At 68.1% G+C, this 17,280-nt stretch carries 13 protein-coding genes; 6 read left to right on the top strand and 7 right to left on the bottom strand.

Annotated elements, in window-relative coordinates; translation table 11 throughout:
- Positions 1–9: 9 nt before the first annotated feature.
- Positions 10–324 carry a WXG100 family type VII secretion target gene (locus ACIA76_RS08655; protein WP_397150077.1) on the bottom strand — a complete coding sequence of 105 codons (315 nt, stop codon included), beginning with the start codon at positions 322–324 and terminating at the stop codon, positions 10–12.
- A 188-nt stretch (positions 325–512) separates the two neighbouring features.
- Positions 513–4,541, bottom strand: a complete 4,029-nt coding sequence (gene eccCa / locus ACIA76_RS08650) for a type VII secretion protein EccCa (RefSeq protein WP_397150075.1) — start codon at positions 4,539–4,541, stop codon at positions 513–515.
- Between the two features lie 159 nt (positions 4,542–4,700).
- On the opposite strand from eccCa, the gene eccD reads away from it, so the two are divergent.
- The 3 genes from eccD (at position 4,701) to ACIA76_RS08635 (ending at position 8,958) form a co-directional block, all read left to right on the top strand.
- A complete protein-coding gene (eccD, locus tag ACIA76_RS08645; RefSeq protein ID WP_397150073.1) occupies positions 4,701–6,167 on the top strand; it encodes a type VII secretion integral membrane protein EccD in 1,467 nt (488 codons plus the stop codon).
- A 7-nt stretch (positions 6,168–6,174) separates the two neighbouring features.
- Positions 6,175–7,602 (top strand): type VII secretion-associated serine protease mycosin, encoded by a 1,428-nt coding sequence (gene mycP, locus ACIA76_RS08640; RefSeq protein WP_397150071.1) that lies wholly within the window; start codon positions 6,175–6,177, stop codon positions 7,600–7,602.
- A gap of 81 nt (positions 7,603–7,683) precedes the next feature.
- Positions 7,684–8,958, top strand: a complete 1,275-nt coding sequence (locus ACIA76_RS08635) for an MFS transporter (protein WP_397150068.1) — start codon at positions 7,684–7,686, stop codon at positions 8,956–8,958.
- Here ACIA76_RS08635 and eccB read toward each other — a convergent pair whose 3' ends face one another.
- Positions 8,959–10,467, bottom strand: coding sequence for a type VII secretion protein EccB (gene eccB / locus ACIA76_RS08630; RefSeq protein ID WP_397150066.1), 1,509 nt, complete (start codon positions 10,465–10,467; stop codon positions 8,959–8,961).
- 112 nt (positions 10,468–10,579) lie between these two features.
- Here eccB and eccE point away from each other — a divergent pair, with 112 nt between their 5' ends.
- Positions 10,580–12,226: a type VII secretion protein EccE gene (gene eccE, locus ACIA76_RS08625; protein ID WP_397150064.1), complete on the top strand. Its 1,647-nt coding sequence runs from the start codon at positions 10,580–10,582 to the stop codon at positions 12,224–12,226.
- A gap of 122 nt (positions 12,227–12,348) precedes the next feature.
- On the opposite strand, the gene ACIA76_RS08620 is transcribed toward eccE, so the two are convergent.
- A complete protein-coding gene (locus tag ACIA76_RS08620) occupies positions 12,349–12,909 on the bottom strand; it encodes an NADPH-dependent FMN reductase (protein WP_397150062.1) in 561 nt (186 codons plus the stop codon).
- Positions 12,910–13,039: 130 nt separating this feature from the next.
- Here ACIA76_RS08620 and ACIA76_RS08615 point away from each other — a divergent pair, with 130 nt between their 5' ends.
- Positions 13,040–14,026, top strand: coding sequence for a GAF domain-containing protein (locus tag ACIA76_RS08615; RefSeq protein WP_397150060.1), 987 nt, complete (start codon positions 13,040–13,042; stop codon positions 14,024–14,026).
- Here the strand turns inward: ACIA76_RS08615 and ACIA76_RS08610 are convergent.
- Together ACIA76_RS08610 and ACIA76_RS08605 are read right to left on the bottom strand one after the other, a co-directional pair.
- Positions 14,023–15,132, bottom strand: coding sequence for an NAD-dependent epimerase/dehydratase family protein (locus ACIA76_RS08610; RefSeq protein ID WP_397150058.1), 1,110 nt, complete (start codon positions 15,130–15,132; stop codon positions 14,023–14,025). The genes ACIA76_RS08615 and ACIA76_RS08610 overlap by 4 nt on opposite strands.
- A 4-nt stretch (positions 15,133–15,136) precedes the next feature.
- Positions 15,137–15,946 (bottom strand): S-methyl-5'-thioadenosine phosphorylase, encoded by an 810-nt coding sequence (locus tag ACIA76_RS08605; RefSeq protein ID WP_397150056.1) that lies wholly within the window; start codon positions 15,944–15,946, stop codon positions 15,137–15,139.
- Positions 15,947–16,071: 125 nt separating this feature from the next.
- Here ACIA76_RS08605 and ACIA76_RS08600 point away from each other — a divergent pair, with 125 nt between their 5' ends.
- Positions 16,072–16,404 (top strand): metal-sensitive transcriptional regulator, encoded by a 333-nt coding sequence (locus ACIA76_RS08600; protein ID WP_397150054.1) that lies wholly within the window; start codon positions 16,072–16,074, stop codon positions 16,402–16,404.
- A gap of 1 nt (position 16,405) precedes the next feature.
- On the opposite strand, the gene ACIA76_RS08595 is transcribed toward ACIA76_RS08600, so the two are convergent.
- Positions 16,406–17,239 carry an LLM class F420-dependent oxidoreductase gene (locus tag ACIA76_RS08595; RefSeq protein WP_397150052.1) on the bottom strand — a complete coding sequence of 278 codons (834 nt, stop codon included), beginning with the start codon at positions 17,237–17,239 and terminating at the stop codon, positions 16,406–16,408.
- Positions 17,240–17,280: the final 41 nt, after the last annotated feature.

Below are 17,280 nucleotides of genomic sequence, written 5' to 3'. Positions count from 1 at the left end.
TAGCCGGAATCAGGACATGTTCAGCGTGCCGCCGACGGCACGCAGATTGCCCAGGTTCTGCTCCTCGAGATCCGCATACTTCTGACCGGCAGTGTTCAGGTTCTCGGCGTTACGCATCAGAGCGTCGTTCATCTTGTTGGCCGCGCCCAGGAAGTGATCGAACGTGGACTGGAAAGCCTGTCCGGCGGCACCCTGGAAAGCGGGACCTTGCAGCGACTGCGCATGCATCGACGAGTTCTTGATCATTCCCATGATCGTGTCGTGCTTCTGCTTCATCTCGTTGACGAAACTCTGCAGCTCCGCGGCTTCGGCATGGAACGGCATCTGGTGACTCCTTCGGATCGCCCACCGCTACACGCAGTGAGGAATTAGGTCGAGTTCTTCTATCCCCTTGGACGCAACGACCGCGTCGGTGGTTCCCTATCGGATGTACTGACAGTCCCCCCTCTCACGCCGACCGACGTTCGATCTGGTCTGAGGGTGCCATCTCCGCGGCGAAATCGCCAGGGCGGTCATGACGGCGCGGCCCATGCGGTTTGAATGAGGTGATTTCCGGCACGGCTGACCATCACGCCGCGGCCCGGGGGCATTTCGCTCGGTTTGACGGTACTGAGCAACGCTCCCTCGTCCCGGCTGCCGCTCATGATCAGACCCGCGGCGTTGACATCCTTCATCCGCGAGATCAGCGGCTCGAACATCGCCCGGGAGGCGCCACCGGATCGCCGCGCGATGATCAGATGGAAACCGATGTCCTTGGCCTGCGCCAGGTACTCGGTGAGAATGGACACGGGATTGCCCTGTGAGGTGACGACCAGGTCGTAGTCGTCGATGATCACGTAGATCTCCGGGCCCGACCACCACGAACGATCCTTCAGCTGCTGCTGGGTCACATCCGGGCCCGGCATGCGCTGGCGCAGGATGGTCACCAATTCGGCCATCATCGCCTCGAGCGTCTGCGACGACGGCGCGTAACCGGCGACATGCCTGCCCTCCACGACGCCGAGCAGGCCGCGGCGATAGTCGCCGATGATGAGCTTGGCGTTCTCCGGGGTATTCGTCTCGACGATGCCCCGGATCAGCCCGCGCAGCAGGTTGGTCTTACCGCATTCGCCGTCGCCGAAGATGAGCATATGCGGATGCTCGACCAGATTGAGGAAGACCGGGGCGAGTTCGGCCTCGTTCAAACCGATCGGGATCTGCAGGCATTTGGCCTGCGGATTGAGCCCGGCCAGCCAGCCGCCGAGGTGATGCAGCAGCTGATCGCGCGGCAGCAGTGCGGGCAGCATGCGCACGGCAGGCGCGTGGCGTCCCGGCGTCGCCCGCGCGATCGCCTCGACGGCATTGGCCACGCCCCGGCTCAGCGTGGTCGGATCGGAATCGCCGTCCACTCGGGGAAGGGTGGTCAGCATGTGCAGGCATTCCGGGGTCATACCGCGGCCCGGGCGGCCGGTCGGCACCAGCGCGGCATTCTTGCGGCCCAGATCGGAATCCATCGGATCGCCGAGCCGCAGCTCGACGCGGGTGCCGATCTGATCCTTGAGCGCGGGCCGGGCATCGGCCCAGCGCGACAGCGTCACAGCCACGTGCACGCCGTAGGACAGGCCCTGCACGCCGAGGTTCATGATCGCTTGCTCGTGGGTGTCGAAATCCTGCCGGATGCTGTTGTAGCCGTCGATCACCAGGAACACATCGCCGAACGGATCCTCCTGGACGCCGGCCGCGGCGGGGCTGCTCGACGGATCCATCGCCCGCAGCCGCCGGAATTCCACCATCGATTCGATGCCCAGCTGCCGGAACCGCATCTCGCGCTGGCGCAGGACGGCGGTGACCTCCTGAATCGTCCGGCTCACCTTGTCGCGGTCCAGACGTCCGGCCACCGAACCCACATGCGGCAGGCCCTCGAGGCTCGCCAAGGTGCCACCACCGAAATCGAGGCAGTAGAACTGCACCTGCTCGGCGGTATGGGTCAGCGCCATCGCCATGATCAAGGTGCGCAGCGCGGTGGACTTACCGGACTGCGGGCCGCCGACCACCGCGACGTTGCCGCGGGCGCCCGACAGATCGACCGACAGGGCCTCGCGGCGCTGCTCGTACGGCTTGTCGACATCACCGATCGGGGCGATGAGGGTCGCCACCGGATTGTGCTCCCCGGTGAGGATTGAGCGCGGCAGATGGGAATCCAGTGTCGACGGCTTGTCCAGCGGCGGCAGCCAGATCATGTGCGCCTCGCGCCCCTGGCCGCGGATACGCGAGACCAGCATCTCCAGATTCGTGGTCTTATCGCCCTCCTCCGAGGCCTCGACGACCATGGACTGCTGGGGCACCGGAACGCGGTCACTCGGGCGGAAGGAGACGGTATTCGCGCTGAATTGCCGTGCGTTGACATCGATCTCACCGCCGACGATGCCCGCCTGGGTGACCTCGCGCTGCGAACCGCCGCCGACATACGGACCGGAGACGTAGGACGCCTGGAAGCGGATGATCTCGCCGGTATCGGTCTTCAGATAGCCGCCGCCGGGATTACCCGGCAGATTGTAGGCGTCGGGCACGCCGAGCACCTGGCGAGATTCGTTGGCGTTGAAGGTCTTCAGGCCGATCCGGTAGGACAGGTGGGACTCCAGGCCCTTGAGCCGCCCCTCCTCCAGGCGCTGCGACGCCAGCAGCAGATGCACGTGCAGCGACCGGCCCAGGCGACCGATCTGGACGAACAGATCGGCGAAATCGGGATGTGCGCCGAGTAGTTCGGAGAACTCGTCGATTACCACGAACAACGCGGGCATCGGATCGAGATCGGCGCCGGCGGCCCGGGCCTCCTCGTATTCGGTGACGTTCTTGAAGTTGCCGTATTGGCGCAGTTGATTCTGACGGCGATTCATCTCACCGGCCAGGGCGTCGTGCATACGGGCGACGAGGTCGGCTTCCTCCTCGAGGTTGGTGATGACCGCCGCGACATGCGGCACGCCCTCCAACCCGAGGAAGGTGGCGCCGCCCTTGAAGTCGACCAGTACCAGGTTCAGCTGATCCGGCGAATGCGTCGCCAACAGCGAAAGTACCAGGGTGCGCAGGAATTCCGACTTACCGGAACCGGTGGCGCCCACGCACAGGCCGTGCGGGCCCATACCCTTCTCGGCGGCCTCCTTGATGTCCAGATAGACCGGCAGGCCGTCGGCCCCGACGCCGAACGGCACCCGCAGCCGGTCGCGGCCGTAGCGCGGGGTCCAGCCGGTCTCCGGATTGAACGCGCCGATATCGCCCAGGCCGACCAGCTGCGACCAAGAGGAGATGGCCTCGGACTCCTCAGCGGTCGCATCGCCGCCGCGCTGCACGGCCACCCGGAACGGCGCGAGCCGCCGGGCCACCTGCTCGGCCGCGCGCTCGCTGATCCGGTCGATCAGAGCGAAGCGCTCCATATTGCCGGTGGCGCCGCGGCCGACGCATTCGCCGTTCTCCACCACCATCTGGATACCGCGCGAAACCGCCAGCCGCGGAGCGTAATTGCACAGGTCGACGATGGTGACGCCTTCGAAGCCGGACTCCCGCAGGTAATCCTCTTCGGCCTCGAGCAGACCACCGTCGACGACGATGACGATATGCACAAGATTCTGGTTGGCGGGCTGATTACGGGAGTAGCGAACCCGATTGTGCAGCAGCGGACTCAGTCCGGTGGTCATGTCGCGGATCGAGCCGTAGACCATGCGCTCGGCGCCGACGCCGTCCTGCGCCTCCGGATGCTGATTATGCGGCAGCCATTTGGTCCACTCCCACTCGCGCGAGGTGTCCGCGCCGCACACCACCGCGACCAGCACCTGGTCCGGGGCCTGGAACATGCACAGCTGCAACAGCATCGCGCGCGTCATATCGCGGGCCTGAGCGCGGTCGCCGTTGAGCTGGATGGTCGCGAAACCCTTCACCGCGATCGCGGTCGGCAGATCGGGCACGGTGGAATGGGTGCGCACGAATCGGCGCAGCGAGACCGCGGCGATCGGCTCCAATTCCTCGACCGGACCGGTCTCGGGCGCGACCAGCCGTGTCGCGAGCCGCTGGCCGCCGAGGCCGATGCGCGCGTGGCAGAAGTCCTTATCGCCGGGGCGCCGCTCCCACATGCGGCTGGTGCCCGCGAGCATCCAGATCAGGCCGGGCTCGGGATGGCTCCATTCGACCGCGGTTCGCTGCTGCGAGGCGGTCTCGTCGACATCCCTGCGGACCTGGTCGAGGTAGCGCAGATAGTCCTTGCGATCCTCGTTGGCCTCGGCCGCCTTCTGACCCTTCCCGCCCTGGCCGGCGAACATGCCGACCATCGAGAAGACCATCATCATCGGGAACATCATGCTCATCGGATTGGAGGCGATGCCCCCACCGCGGGTGAACATGAGCGCCATCATGCCGACCATGCCGACGACCATCACGACCGGCATGAGTTTGCCGAACAAGCTGCCTGGTATCGCCCGGGGGATCTCCGGAGGCGGCTGCAGCGTCACCTCACCACCCGGAGAGCGCGGAACCTCCCGGCGCTGGCGACGCTGGAACCGGACGGTGCTCATCGACGCAAGATCCCCCTTCGGCGACTGTACTGCGGCCTCAGTGTAGAGGGCCCTGCCGACATGTCGTACAGTTCGGGCAGCATTCTGCACGGATGAACCGCGCGACCGCAAACCGGTCCGGCCGCGGAAACACGAGGTAGAGATGAGGTTGGGGGAAGCGTGACGCACGCGCGACTGGAGCACATCGAGGAAGATGCGAGCCGCGGAATCGTCCGGGCGCCGGACCTAGCGCGGGTCACCATTCTTGCCAAACACACCCAGGTCGATATGGCCATTCCCGTGGATGTGTCGGTGGCACTTGTCATTCCGAGCGTCGTCGATATGGTCGCCCAGCACAGTCGCACCAACGAATTCGACAATACCGGCGAACAATTCGAGCCGGCCGAATGGGTGCTGGCGCGGATCGGTCAACCGCCCTTCTCCAGTTCTCTGAGCCTCGGCCAGCACGGTGTGCGCGACGGCGAGCTGCTCATGCTCGAAAGCGCCGACCATGTCGCGCCCGCACCGCTTTTCGACGACATCATGTACAACGTCGCGATCGCCGACGCCGACCATTTCCGCACCTGGTCGCCGCGGATCGCGCGGATCACCGGTTCGATCATCGCCGTGCTGACCATGCTCGTCGGCTGTACGGGCCTGCTGGCCGCACCGGACGCGTTACCCGGCTGGATTCCCGGCTCGGTGGCCGCGGTGATCACGATCCTGCTCGTCATCGCGGGCACGGTACTCAGCCGCATGTACGGCGATCGAGCGACCGCGCTGGTGCTGGGCGGCTGCGCGCTGCCGACGGCATTCGCCGCGGGCATGTTGATCGTGCCCGATCACTACGGCTGGGCGAATCTGCTGCTCGGCTCGGTGCTCGTCGGCGCGACCGCGGTGCTCGCCTGGCGGGTCAGCGGCGTGGGCCTGGCGCTGTTCATCGGCGCGACCACGCTGGCGATCTTCGCGGTTCCGGCGAGCCTCGTGGGCCTGCTGACCTCCCAGCCGAACAAGGCCATCGGCGCGGTCGCCGCCGCGCTGGGGCTCGGCGCGCTGTCGCTCGCGCCGCGGGCCTCGATGCTGCTGGCGCAGCTGCCCCTGCCGCCCGTGCCGGCGCCGGGCACCCCGATCGATCCGACCGAGGACGATCCCGACGACCATCGGGCCCTGCCGGCGATGGAGGTGCTGCGCGCGAAATCCGAACGCGCCCGGATGTATCTGGCCGGACTGGTCACCGCCACCGCGATCGTGACCGCGGTCGGGGCGCTGGCCGCCACCGATCCGCGGGCGTCGAGCCCGTACTGGCCCGGCATCGCGCTGGCGCTGGTGTGCGCGATCGTGCTGATGTTCCGCAGCCGCACCTACGCCGGTGCGGAACAGGCCATCGTGCTGATCACCGGCGGCGCGGCCATCGTGCTGATCATGATGGTCGGCGCGGCCTTCACCCTGAACCAGCCACTGGCCGTCTTCGGCGCGGCCATGGTGATGCTGGTCGGGGGGCTGGTGCTCGGCATCATCGTGCCCAATCAGCAGGCCACTCCCCCGATGCGGCGCGCGGTGGAACTGCTCGAATACGCCTTCGTCGCCGCGGTCGTGCCGCTGGTGTTCTGGGTGGCCGAGCTGTACACACTCGTTCGCTCGCTCTGAGTTCGCCATGAACACGCGCACATTCGTTCGCCGGACCACCGCCGTCACAGTGACGGCGGCCGTGACGGGCCTGTCCGCGGTGATCGGCACGCCCGCCGCGGTCGCGGGCGGTCCGCCGCCGATCAATCCGGGCGCGCTGCCCGCCGACGGCAATCCGTCCTCGCCGGAGCCGACCGAACCCACCGGCAATCCCTGCACCGGAACGCAATCGATCAGCTCTCCCGGACATCCTCCCGCACAACAGTTCCTGGGCATCACCGATGCCTGGCAGTTCAGCCGCGGCGCGGGGCAGACGGTCGCGATCATCGACACCGGCGTGGCCCGGCATCCGCGACTGCATGATCTGATCGGCGGCGGCGATTACGTGGGAACCAGTGACGGCACCGAGGACTGCGACGTCCACGGCACGATCGTCGCGGGCCTGATCGCCGCGCAGCCCTCGGACCGGGACGGTTTCGCGGGCGTGGCGCCGGACGCGCGGATCATCTCGATCCGCCAGACCTCCGAGCTCTACCGGTACAAGAACACCCAGGTCGATCCGAACGATCCCAAAAACGGTGGCGGCGTGGGCAAGACGACGACGCTGGCCGCGGCCGTGCGGCATGCGGCGGATATGGGCGCGCGGATCATCAACATCAGCGAGGTCGCCTGCGGCCCCGCCACTCTCAACGACGCCTCCCTCGGCGCGGCCGTGCAGTACGCCGCCGAGGTCAAGGATGTCGTGATCGTCGCCGCCGCCGGCAACGCCGATCCGCAGGGCGGCGGCGGAACCCAGCAGTGCCAGGGCAATCCGGGCATCGACCCGATCAATCCGACCGCCGATCTGTGGAACAACCTGGCCGTCGCGGTCACCCCCGCCTGGTACGACAAGTACGTCCTGGCCGTCGGTTCGGTGAATCTCAACGGTCAGCCCTCGGAGTTCACCGTGCCCGGCCCGTGGGTCGGGGTCGCCGCACCGGGTGAGCAGATCGTCTCCCTCGATCCGAACGGCGCCGGCCTGGCCAATGCCACGGTCGGCCGCAACGGCCCGAACCCGCTGCGCGGCACCAGCTTCGCCGCACCCTATGTATCCGGCCTGGCCGCGCTCGTGCGCGCCCGCTTCCCCGAACTGTCCGCACCGGAGGTGATCAAGCGCATCGAGGCGACCGCGCATCGACCACCGGAGGGCTGGAATCCGTTGGAGGGCTTCGGCGTCATCGATCCCATGGCGGCGCTGACCCACACCATCGATCCGAAGACGGTGCTGGAGAAGCGGCCGAGCTCGATCGTCGGACGCTCGATGCAGCTTCCGGTGCCCGCGACCCCGACGCCGCCCGATCACACCTCGCGCGATGTGGCGCTGATCGGCACCGCCGTCATCGCGGTGCTGCTGGTCCTGGGCTACCTCGCCTCGTTCCCCCTCCGCCGCAGATTCGGTGTGCGCGAACACGATTAGGCCCGGCCCCACCGATCCGCCACGCGTACGCGAAGTTCGGCGCAGAATGCGTAAGGCAGCGACGTTCGAGCGGGAGCCATCATGTCACGAGCACCACGACAGCGGCTCAACGCCGATCAACGCAATGCCTTCCTCGCGGCGCAGCTCGGCTGGACGATGGACGCCTTCGACTTCTTCCTCGTGGTGTTCGTCTACGCCGATATCGCGAAGAGTTTCGATATGCCCAAGGCGGACGTCGCCTTCCTCACCACGGCCACCCTCATCATGCGACCGGTCGGCGCGCTGCTGTTCGGGCTGTGGGCCGACCGGGTCGGGCGGCGCATCCCGCTGATGGCCGATGTCGCCTTCTATTCGGTCATCGGATTCGCCTGCGCCTTCGCGCCGAATTTCACTGTGCTGCTGGTCCTTCGGCTGCTGTACGGCATCGGTATGGGCGGTGAATGGGGTCTGGGCGCCGCGCTGGCCCTGGAGAAGATCCCCGTCGAACGCCGCGGCTTCTTCTCCGGACTGCTGCAGGAGGGCTATTCGTTCGGCTATCTGCTGGCCTCGCTCGCCTCACTACTGGCGATGAACTGGCTGGGGTTGTCGTGGCGCTGGCTGTTCGGACTGTCGATCATCCCGGCCCTGATCATCCTCATCCTCCGCACCCGGGTCGGCGAATCGGAGGTGTGGGAGCGGTCGCGGGAGCGGATGCGGGTCACCCGAACCTCGTTGCGCGCCATCGTGACCAATCCGATGGTGGTGCGGCGGTTCGTCTATCTGGTGCTGTTGATGACCGCCTTCAACTGGATGAGCCACGGCACCCAGGACGTGTATCCGACCTTCCTGTCCGCGACCGATCACGGCGGGGCCGGACTGTCGACGGCGGCCGCGAAATGGATCGCGATCGTGTACAACATCGGCGCGATCATCGGCGGCCTGGTCTTCGGCACCCTGTCCCAGCGCTACGGACGCCGCTACACCATCGTCTTCTGCGCGCTGCTCGGCCTGCCGATCGTGCCGCTGTTCGCCTATTCCCATGCCGCGGCCATGCTGTGCCTCGGATCATTCCTGATGCAGATCGTCGTGCAGGGCGCCTGGGGCGTCGTGCCTGCCCATCTGACCGAGATGTCGCCCGACGCCATCCGCGGCTTCTATCCGGGCGTCACCTATCAGCTGGGCAATCTGCTGGCCTCGCTGAATCTGCCGATCCAGGAGCGCCTGGCCGAGAGCCACGGCTACCCGTTCGCGCTGGCGGTCACCATCGTGCCGGTGCTGCTCGCGGTCAGCCTGCTCACCCTGATCGGCAAGGAGGCCAAGGGAATCCGCTTCGGCACCGGCGAAAGCGCCCTTCCCCGAACGACTCCGGCCGCCTGATCAGTTCTGTTGTGGCTGAGTGTCTTTGGGCTTCACCAGCTGCTTGGCCGGATTCGCGTCGGGCGCGACGCCGTCGTGGGCGACCATGGCCTCCTCGCGGCCCAGCGACGGGCCGGGGGCGAGCAGTCCGACGATCGGATAGGGCGCCGGTTCCGGTTTCGCGTGGTCGGGATCCATACCCAGCGCCTTGGCGGCGTCGGCGTTCTTGATACCGTAGCGGACACCGGTATCGGAGACGTAGAACATCGCGTCCCGGCGCTGACTGTCGGGCTCGATGCCCGTGGTCTGCACGAAGACACCGGCGCCGGGCGTCTTGTAGAAGGCGCTCACCACCTGGCCCGGGCCATCGGCCTGCGCGAGCCGAACCGGTTGCGTGCCATCGGGAATGGGCAGCGAACGCCCGGTGATCAGGGACAGTTCGGCGCGCTTGCTGCCGTCGGACTTATCGGTCGCGCCCGACAGCGGCTTCCAGGACAGGCAGTCGACCGACTGATCCCTGGCATCGATGATGGCCGGCGCGGTATCCGGATAGTTCGCCACCTGAAGGACATTGATATGCGGCGGGCCACCCTGCGAGGTCTCGTACTGACCGACCTCCTGATCCCGGCTCGTCGACGGGTTGGAGTAGCGGATGATATCCGCGGTCATCGGCGAGATCTGCTGAATGCCGTCGCGCAGCAGCACGAAGTACTCGTCCTTGGTGGCCACATGCACCACATCGCCGATGCGGTGATTGCCGAGGGTGTAGCCCGCCGGGAACCCGCCCGGATCATCGATCTTGGGCGGCTTGATCTCCAGCACCTCCGGAATGGAGTTCAGCAACCCCTCGCTGATCGGACGCGGCGCGATGCCGCGGATCTTCAATGAGTCCAGTACCGCCGGATCGGTGAGATTCACCCGCGCGCGCCGATTGTCGTAGATCAGATAGGCCGAATCGCGCCCCTGCACCAGCAGCGCCTTACCGTGCCCCGCCGCGGACGCCTTGTCCCCCAGTGACAGATCCCCCGCGACGACGGTCGTGGTGACGGCATTGCTGCCGTCGTTGCGCAGCTCATCGCAGATGGTCCACGCCCGGCCCTTGCCGCCGGTGTCGAAGTTCATCGATGCCGGAGCGCCCGGAATGCCGATCAGCGCGCCCAACGGCTTCTTCGACAGCTCGGATTCCTTGATGGACACCGGTTTCGCCGGTTCACCGGTCGCCAGGCGGGCCGAGGCGAGATTCATCGCCGGATGCACGACGCCGTCGATCACCGCGTAGACCGCGCCGGAATCCTTACCGACCAGGATCTTGTTATCGCCGATCGAACCCTGCGGGCGCAGCAGCGCCAGCACACCGCAGCCGGCGAGCGCGACGACGCCCAGCACGATGCCCGCGGTATAGGCGCGCGATTGCGAGCGCATCGGGTCGTGCAGCATGCGCACATCCCGCCGCACCAGGGCATGCTCCATCCGCCGGACCAGAAAGCGGTACCCGCTGATCTGCCAGCGAGTGGTGGGCTTTGAAGGCATGTGTCCTCCCCCGACAAGTGCTCGCGTTCGCAGAACACAGTACAGTTCAGCAGGACCGACGTTCAGCTCGGCCACCGACAACAGGCCGATACCGGGTACTTGGGGGACGACGATGGCCGGAGCAGGCGGGACCGACAGCAGCCCGTTGTTTGGACGGATCTCGCTGCCGAATCTGCTGGCGGCACAGCTGCTGGGCCTGATCGTCGGTCTGATCGTGCTGGCCGTGCACGTGAAGTGGTGGTACGCGTTGGCCGCCGCGGTCGGCGCGGGGCTGGTGCTGTTGATTCCCCTGGCCAAGCGGACCGTCGCCGATTGGATCGCCACGATCTGGCGCTATTGGACGCGCGGCGACTACGAGATCGGCAATACCGTGGACTTCCGCGGCCCGGACGGACGATCGCTCGGCCTGTACTGGGAGGGCAGCCGGGTCGTCGCCGTGGTCGAGGTGCTGCCGCCCAAGGGCGGGCTGACCCGCATCGACCGCAGCGCCGTACACGCCTCGCATCTGCTGCCGCTGCCCGAGCTGGCGCAATGCCTGAGCCAGCACGACATTCTGCTCAGCGGCATCGACATCATCAGCCACGGCCACCGCAGTCGCTCCGGTACGCCCGCGGGCCCGATCTACGAATCGCTGCTGGGCCCGCTGCCCGCGACGGCCCATCGCACGGTCTGGCTGGCGATCGGCTTCGACGCGTTGGCCTGCCCGGATGCGGCCGATCGCCGCGGCGGCGGCACCGAGGGCGCCTCGCGGGCGGTCACCATCGCCACCCAGCGCATCGTGCGCACGCTCGAGGATGCCGACTGCGCGTCCCGCGTGCTGACCGCGCCCGAGATCCGCACGGCCGTCCGGCAGATCAGCGCCGGGGTCGATCCGCGCACCGGCATCGGCCAGAAGTGGCGCTACGCCGAGCTGGGCAACAGCGTGAACATCGGCGCCGCGGTCGATCCCCGGCAGCTGGATTCCGAACTGCTGGCACAGCTTTGGGTCGCGCCCTCGCGCGGCACGACGGTCGCGGTGCGGCTGCGGCCGGGCAGCTCCGCCGATTCGGTACGCATCGGCGCCGCCTGGCGGCTGACCGCACGCGAGCTGCCGGAGAAGGCCAAGCGCAGGCATATGGTGTCGATGGCCGGACGCCACCGCCAGGGTCTGCTCGCGCATTTCCCCATCGCCTCACCGAGTGTCGACAAGGTGGTGCCGCTGGCGGAGTATCCGACCGAGGCGATCGACGCGTTGCGGCTGCCCTCCTCGGGCTGCGGTCAGCTGATCGGCTCCGACGACAAGGGCAATGGTGTGGCCGTACGCCTTGTCGGACAGGGCATTTCGTCGGTCTATGTCTCCGGGGAGCTGTATCTGGCCCAGCAGTTGGTGTTTCGCGCGCTGGCCGTCGGGGAGCGGGTGCTGGTGCGCACCGACCGCCCGCAGGCCTGGGAACAGCTGGTCACCACGGTCGGCAATCCGCAGCGGCTGGCGCTGGCGGTCGAAACCCACCAGAGCGACGCCGATTTCACCGCGGCCGTCGTCGACGGGGTGATGGGGCCCCCGCCACACGCCGGTGTCACCACGATCTTCCTGGCCGGTGATCCGAGGAGCTGGCCCGCGACCCGCCCCGATCTATCGATCCAGCAGCCCGGCGCCCACGGCAATCACGTCGTGCTACGCACCGGCACGGCCCAGGTCGACCTCAACATCGTCTCGATCCCCCGCGAAACGACCTACATCGGCCACCCGCGCGGCCGCCGCGCCATGGCGCACCAGTAGCCACCTCCCCAGTTCCCGGCATCGCGGCATCCCCAGTTCTCGGCATCGCGGCATCCCCAGTTCCCGGCATCGCGGCATCCCCAGTTCCCGGCATCGCGGCATCCTCAGTTCCCGGCATGCTCTCAGCCGGGATACGGTTCGGCCGCGCGGGCGGTGCGCAGATGCGTACCCCACCAAGCCAATTGACCCAGCAGGCGGACGGCCGCATCGGTGGCCGCGCCGTCGTGGGTATTGCCATCGGCATCGAAGCGCCGCTTGGCCTCGTGGAAGCTCACGGTCTCGCGGAGGGAGACCATATGGATCTCGGCGACCACCTGCCGCAGCTGCTCGATCGCGCGTAATCCGCCGGACAGCCCGCCGTAGCCGACGAATCCGATCGGCTTGGCCCGCCATTCGCGTTTGCCGGTGTCCAGCGCGGTCTTCAGCGAGGCCGGATAGCCGTGGTTGTATTCGGAGGTGATCGCGACGAAAGCGTCCGCCGCGGACAGGCGTTCGCGATAGGCTCCGACCTCCGGGGTCATCGACAGATCGGTCGGCAGCGGAGTGTGCGCCAGATCGATGACATCGACGTCGAAACGCTGATCGGCACGCGCGGTGCGCAGGAACCAGTCGGCGACCACGGGCGCGAATCGCTCGGGCCGCACGCTGGCGACGATGACCTCGAGCCGCAGCGGATTGTCCATGGCGCGAGCCTAATCGGGCCGCGATCCGACCGTGAGGACTACCCTCATGCCCGGCCGCGAGACCGATGGTGCACGATATTCGCTGGCTATAACGGGTGTACCGGCGATTTCGAGAGAGGGGGCGCACGAGGTGGTGGTCGGTGACTGGCTGCTGATCGAGACCTTCGACGGACTCGAGGCCGCCTCCGTGCTGGCGGTGGGCAGCGCACCGCGGCAATGGAAATCGCTGGCACGGACCCTGCCGTCCCAACTGCTGCCGATGGTCGTCGAGGCCTACGAACGGCGCGCGCCGACCGTACGCGAGCTGCCGCGCTCCCGGCACGCGTGGTCGCGCGGGCATGCGCACGCGATACCCCTTGTGGGACCGAGCGATCGCGTACACGGCCTGCATTTCTGGGTGGGCCAGGCGAATGAGCCGCCGCGGCGGCCGCGGCTGGCGCCCTTCGTCCTCGACGGCCGATCCCGCCGCTTCGAGATGTGTACCGCGGGGCTGGGCCCGGCCTTCGAACCGGAGCGCTCGGTCTGGGTCGGCGCCGAGATGTTCACCAACGTCGAACGTTTCGACGGCGCCCTCGATCTGGCCGCCGCGATCAATCGCGCCGTGCCCGGCTCGCGCTGGCACGGCGATATCTGCGTGCGCACACCGATCGGGCTGCGCACCGGACTGCTGGCCGCCCGCAACATCACCGCCGATCCGCGGCGCTGGCACGGACTGATCCTCGACATCACCGATACCGTTCCGCCGCAGGGCAAATCGTTCGAGGCCACCACCGTCGACACGCTGGTCAACGCCAACCCGGGGCTGTATCTGGCCGTCGTCGACACGGCCCACGTGCGGTTGATCCGCTGGATCAGCACGCCGGTTCCCGGCCTGCGCTGGTCCGGCGCCACCGACGAACGGACCATGCCGCATCCCGACGATCGCGCCCGAATCCTGGCCGCACGCACCGATATTCTGTCCGGATCCCCGTCACACACCGTCGCGGGTCTGCGCCTGGTCGCCGAGGACGGCGGCTGGCTGACGGTCGACGCCGAGGTGTCCCCACTGCCCTACGGCCCGCCCGATGCCGCGCCGCCCGAATTCGCCCTCGTCCGAATGGAATTGCGCCCGGACTAGCGGGCGTGGGCCGTGGCGTATTCGGCCAGGCCCTCCGCGGGGGCGATGCGGGCGCTGAAACCGAGGGCCTCGCGGGCACGTTCGGGGTGGGCGACGATATGGCGGACATCGGTGAGCCGATAGTTGCCGGTGACCACGGGCTCGGGCCCGCGCCGCGCCCGCGACATGAGCGAGGCCGCCTGCCAGAGCGTGATCGGGTGTCCGGAGGCGATGTTCAGCGGTACGAAACCGGGCAGCGGATGCGCCACCGCGGCGAGGGTCGCGGCGGCCGCATCGCGCACATGCACGAAATCCCGGACCTGGCCGCCGTCCTCGAAGACGAACGGCGCACGGCCCGCGGCGAGTTCGGCGCGGAACCGGGCCGCGACGCCGGAATGCGCCGCCGCGGCGGCGTTCTCGCCGACCGGATCGCCGTAGACGTGGTGATAGCGCAGCACCGTCACCGCCGCGCCGGTGCCCAGCCCCCAGGCCAGCGCGTAGTTCTCCTGCGCCGATTTACTTGCGGCATAGGCGGTCCGGGGGCGAGTGGCGGCGTCCTCGAGGACCGCCTCCCAGGTCAGGATCTCGCCGGTGCGCGGCGCGCGATGATCGAACATGCCGCGATCCAGATCGGCGCGGCGGCGCATGACCGGGAGGTACACGCCGCCGCGCGCACCCCGGTAGCGGCCCTCGCCGTACACCGACACCGATGATCCCAGCACCAGCCGCCGCACCCCGGCGCGCTCCATGGCGGCCAGCAGCACGGCCGTTCCCAGATCGTTGTGTGTCGCGTAGACCGGCCCGGCCTGCAGATCCAGCCCACCCGGGCGAGCCTCGCCCTCCCGAGGCGCGGAAGGCATTGCCGCGGTGACGGTCTCGACGGAGGCCGAACCCGGCGGAACGGCCGCGGCGAGATGGCAGACCACCTCGACCCCGCGCAGCAGCGGATCCAGCGCCTGCGGTTCGCGGATGTCGATCACCGAAACGTCCTCCGGCGCGGGCATATCCGGGCCGTACACGGCGGCGAGCAGCGCGTCGATCGCCACCACCTCGTGGCCCGCGGCGCGTAGGGCGCGATGGACATGCGAGCCGATGAATCCGGCCGCGCCGGTCAGCAACACACGCATCGAATCAGGGTAGTTCGAACGGCAGCGCGACACCGGCGTGAACGCGGCAGCGTTCGCAGGATTCGGTCCCCTCGACCGCCGCCACCGAGCCGCGCACGAGCTTCTTGAACGGCACCAGATTCCGCTCGAACTCCGCGAAGACCGAGGCGGCGCTGACGCCCGCGCCCGACTCCAGTCCGGCATCCAGATCGGTCACCAGAGCGATTGCGGCATAGCACATTTCGAGTTCACGAGCCAGAACCGCCTCGGGATGGCCCGTCATGTTCACCAGTTCCCAGCCCTGTCCGGCGAACCAGCGGCTCTCCGCGCGCGTGGAGAAGCGCGGGCCCTGGACCACGACCATGGTGGCGGTCGGCTTCAGCGGCAGCTCCTCGACCGCCGAAGCCGTTGCCGCGGCACGCAGCTCGTCGCAATAGGGGTCGGCGAAGGAGACGTGGATGCCGCCGTTGTCGAAGTAGGTCTGCGCGCGACCGGAGGTGCGGTCCACCAGCTGATCGGGCACCGCGACGGTGCCCGGCCCCCAGTCGGCGCGCAGGCTCCCGACCGCGCAGGGCGCGAAGATCCGGCGCACGCCGATCGACCGCAGCGCCCACATGTTGGCCTGATACGGCACGGTATGCGGCGAGTACTCGTGCTTGCGCCCGTGGCGGGGCAGGAAGGCCACCTGCCGGCCGTCGACATCACCGACGGTGATCGGCGCGCTCGGCGCGCCGTAGGGCGTATCGATCTCGAGGGTGGTCGCGTCGTCACCGAAGAAGTCGTAGAAGCCGCTGCCACCGATGATGGCCAGCGCGGGGCGGGGAACCGAACTCATGCCCCGATTCTCACCTACCGGCCCGCGCCGCGCCCGAGCGGATCACGGTCGGGAGCCTTTCTGACAATCCGCCCAGCATGTTGTACCCTAGGGGGGTATATCATCGGAACGACGGCAGGAGACTCGTGACCGAGGACCCCATCAGCACGGCCGGCCAGCCCTGCCATGACCACGCCACCCACGGCTACATCACGGCCAAGGACGATTACCTCAAGCGCCTGCGCCGGATCGAGGGCCAGGCCCGCGGCCTGCAGCGCATGGTCGAGGAGGAAAAGTACTGCATCGATATCCTCACCCAGGTCTCGGCCATGACCAAGGCGCTGCAGGCGGTCGCGATGGGCCTGCTCGAGGATCACATCAGCCACTGCGTGGTCGACGCCGCGGTCAAGGGCGGACCGGAGGCGGAGGCCAAGATCAAAGAGGCCACCGACGCCATCGCCCGCCTCGTCCGCTCCTGAGTCAGCCGCGCTCGGCCAGCGCGGGGGCGAGCGCGCGCAGAGTGCCCAGGATGTCCTCCGAAACCACCTGCAGGGCAACCTGATCCGCACCCGCGGCCAGATGCGCGACGAGCGAGTCGGCGACCTGGTCGACCGTGCCGTGCAGGGCGAGCGCGTCGATGAGGTGGTCGCTGCCGGGGTGGGCGACATCGGTGTCGGAGAAACCGAGGCGCTTCAGGTTCGACACGCAGTTCCGCAGATTCAGATAGAACTCGACCCGCGGGCGCGCGGTCAGCCGGGCCCGCACCGGATCGGTGTCCACGAGCACCTTGTGCTCCGCCACCAGAAGCGCATCGGGACCGAGGATTTCGCGGGCCTGGCGGGTGTGTTCGGCGGTGGTGAGATACGGCAACGCCCCGGCGGTGCGATCACGGGCAAGCTCCAGCACACGCGGGCCGAGCGCGGCCAGCGCCCGCCGCTGCTTCGGCACTCCCGCATCGTCGAGCACGTCGAGGTATTCGACCAGCGCGTCGTAGGGCTTGCGATAGACATCGGTGGCTTCGGGATGTCCGGCGCCGATGCCGAGGATGAACCGACCCGGGAACCGCGCCTCGATCCGATGGAACGATTCGGCGACCTGTTTGGCCGGGGCCGACCAGATGTTGACGATGCTCGTGCCGACCGACAGCGCCTCGGTGGCCTCCAGCAGCGGGTCGACAACGGACAGACCCGCCTCCGGCGAGCCGCCCAGCCACACCGCCCCGTACCCGAGACCCTCCAGCTCGCGCACGCCCTCCGGCGTGAATGCCGAGGCATGAGCCCATACGCCGTACTTACCGAGTCCCTGAGTCGTCATGTTCCATGCGAACCCGGAGACGTCCGTCCCTATTCCGACGA

The organism is Nocardia sp. NPDC051570 (genome assembly GCF_044454005.1).
In the GTDB taxonomy this organism is placed as follows: Bacteria; Actinomycetota; Actinomycetes; order Mycobacteriales; family Mycobacteriaceae; genus Nocardia.
The sequence above is the reverse complement of the archived record's forward strand: the minus strand, read 5'-3'. Positions and strand labels throughout refer to the sequence as shown.

Excerpts from the sequence above, each read along its gene's own strand:
- eccE (WP_397150064.1), top strand. The coding sequence starts at position 10,580 with ATGGCCGGAGCAGGCGGGACCGACAGCAGCCCGTTGTTTGGACGGATC.
- ACIA76_RS08595 (WP_397150052.1), bottom strand. The coding sequence starts at position 17,239 with ATGACGACTCAGGGACTCGGTAAGTACGGCGTATGGGCTCATGCCTCG.
- ACIA76_RS08635 (WP_397150068.1), top strand. The coding sequence starts at position 7,684 with ATGTCACGAGCACCACGACAGCGGCTCAACGCCGATCAACGCAATGCC.
- ACIA76_RS08620 (WP_397150062.1), bottom strand. The coding sequence starts at position 12,909 with ATGGACAATCCGCTGCGGCTCGAGGTCATCGTCGCCAGCGTGCGGCCC.
- ACIA76_RS08605 (WP_397150056.1), bottom strand. The coding sequence starts at position 15,946 with ATGAGTTCGGTTCCCCGCCCCGCGCTGGCCATCATCGGTGGCAGCGGC.
- eccB (WP_397150066.1), bottom strand. The coding sequence starts at position 10,467 with ATGCCTTCAAAGCCCACCACTCGCTGGCAGATCAGCGGGTACCGCTTT.
- ACIA76_RS08610 (WP_397150058.1), bottom strand. The coding sequence starts at position 15,132 with ATGCGTGTGTTGCTGACCGGCGCGGCCGGATTCATCGGCTCGCATGTC.
- ACIA76_RS08655 (WP_397150077.1), bottom strand. The coding sequence starts at position 324 with ATGCCGTTCCATGCCGAAGCCGCGGAGCTGCAGAGTTTCGTCAACGAG.
- mycP (WP_397150071.1), top strand. The coding sequence starts at position 6,175 with ATGAACACGCGCACATTCGTTCGCCGGACCACCGCCGTCACAGTGACG.
- eccCa (WP_397150075.1), bottom strand. The coding sequence starts at position 4,541 with ATGAGCACCGTCCGGTTCCAGCGTCGCCAGCGCCGGGAGGTTCCGCGC.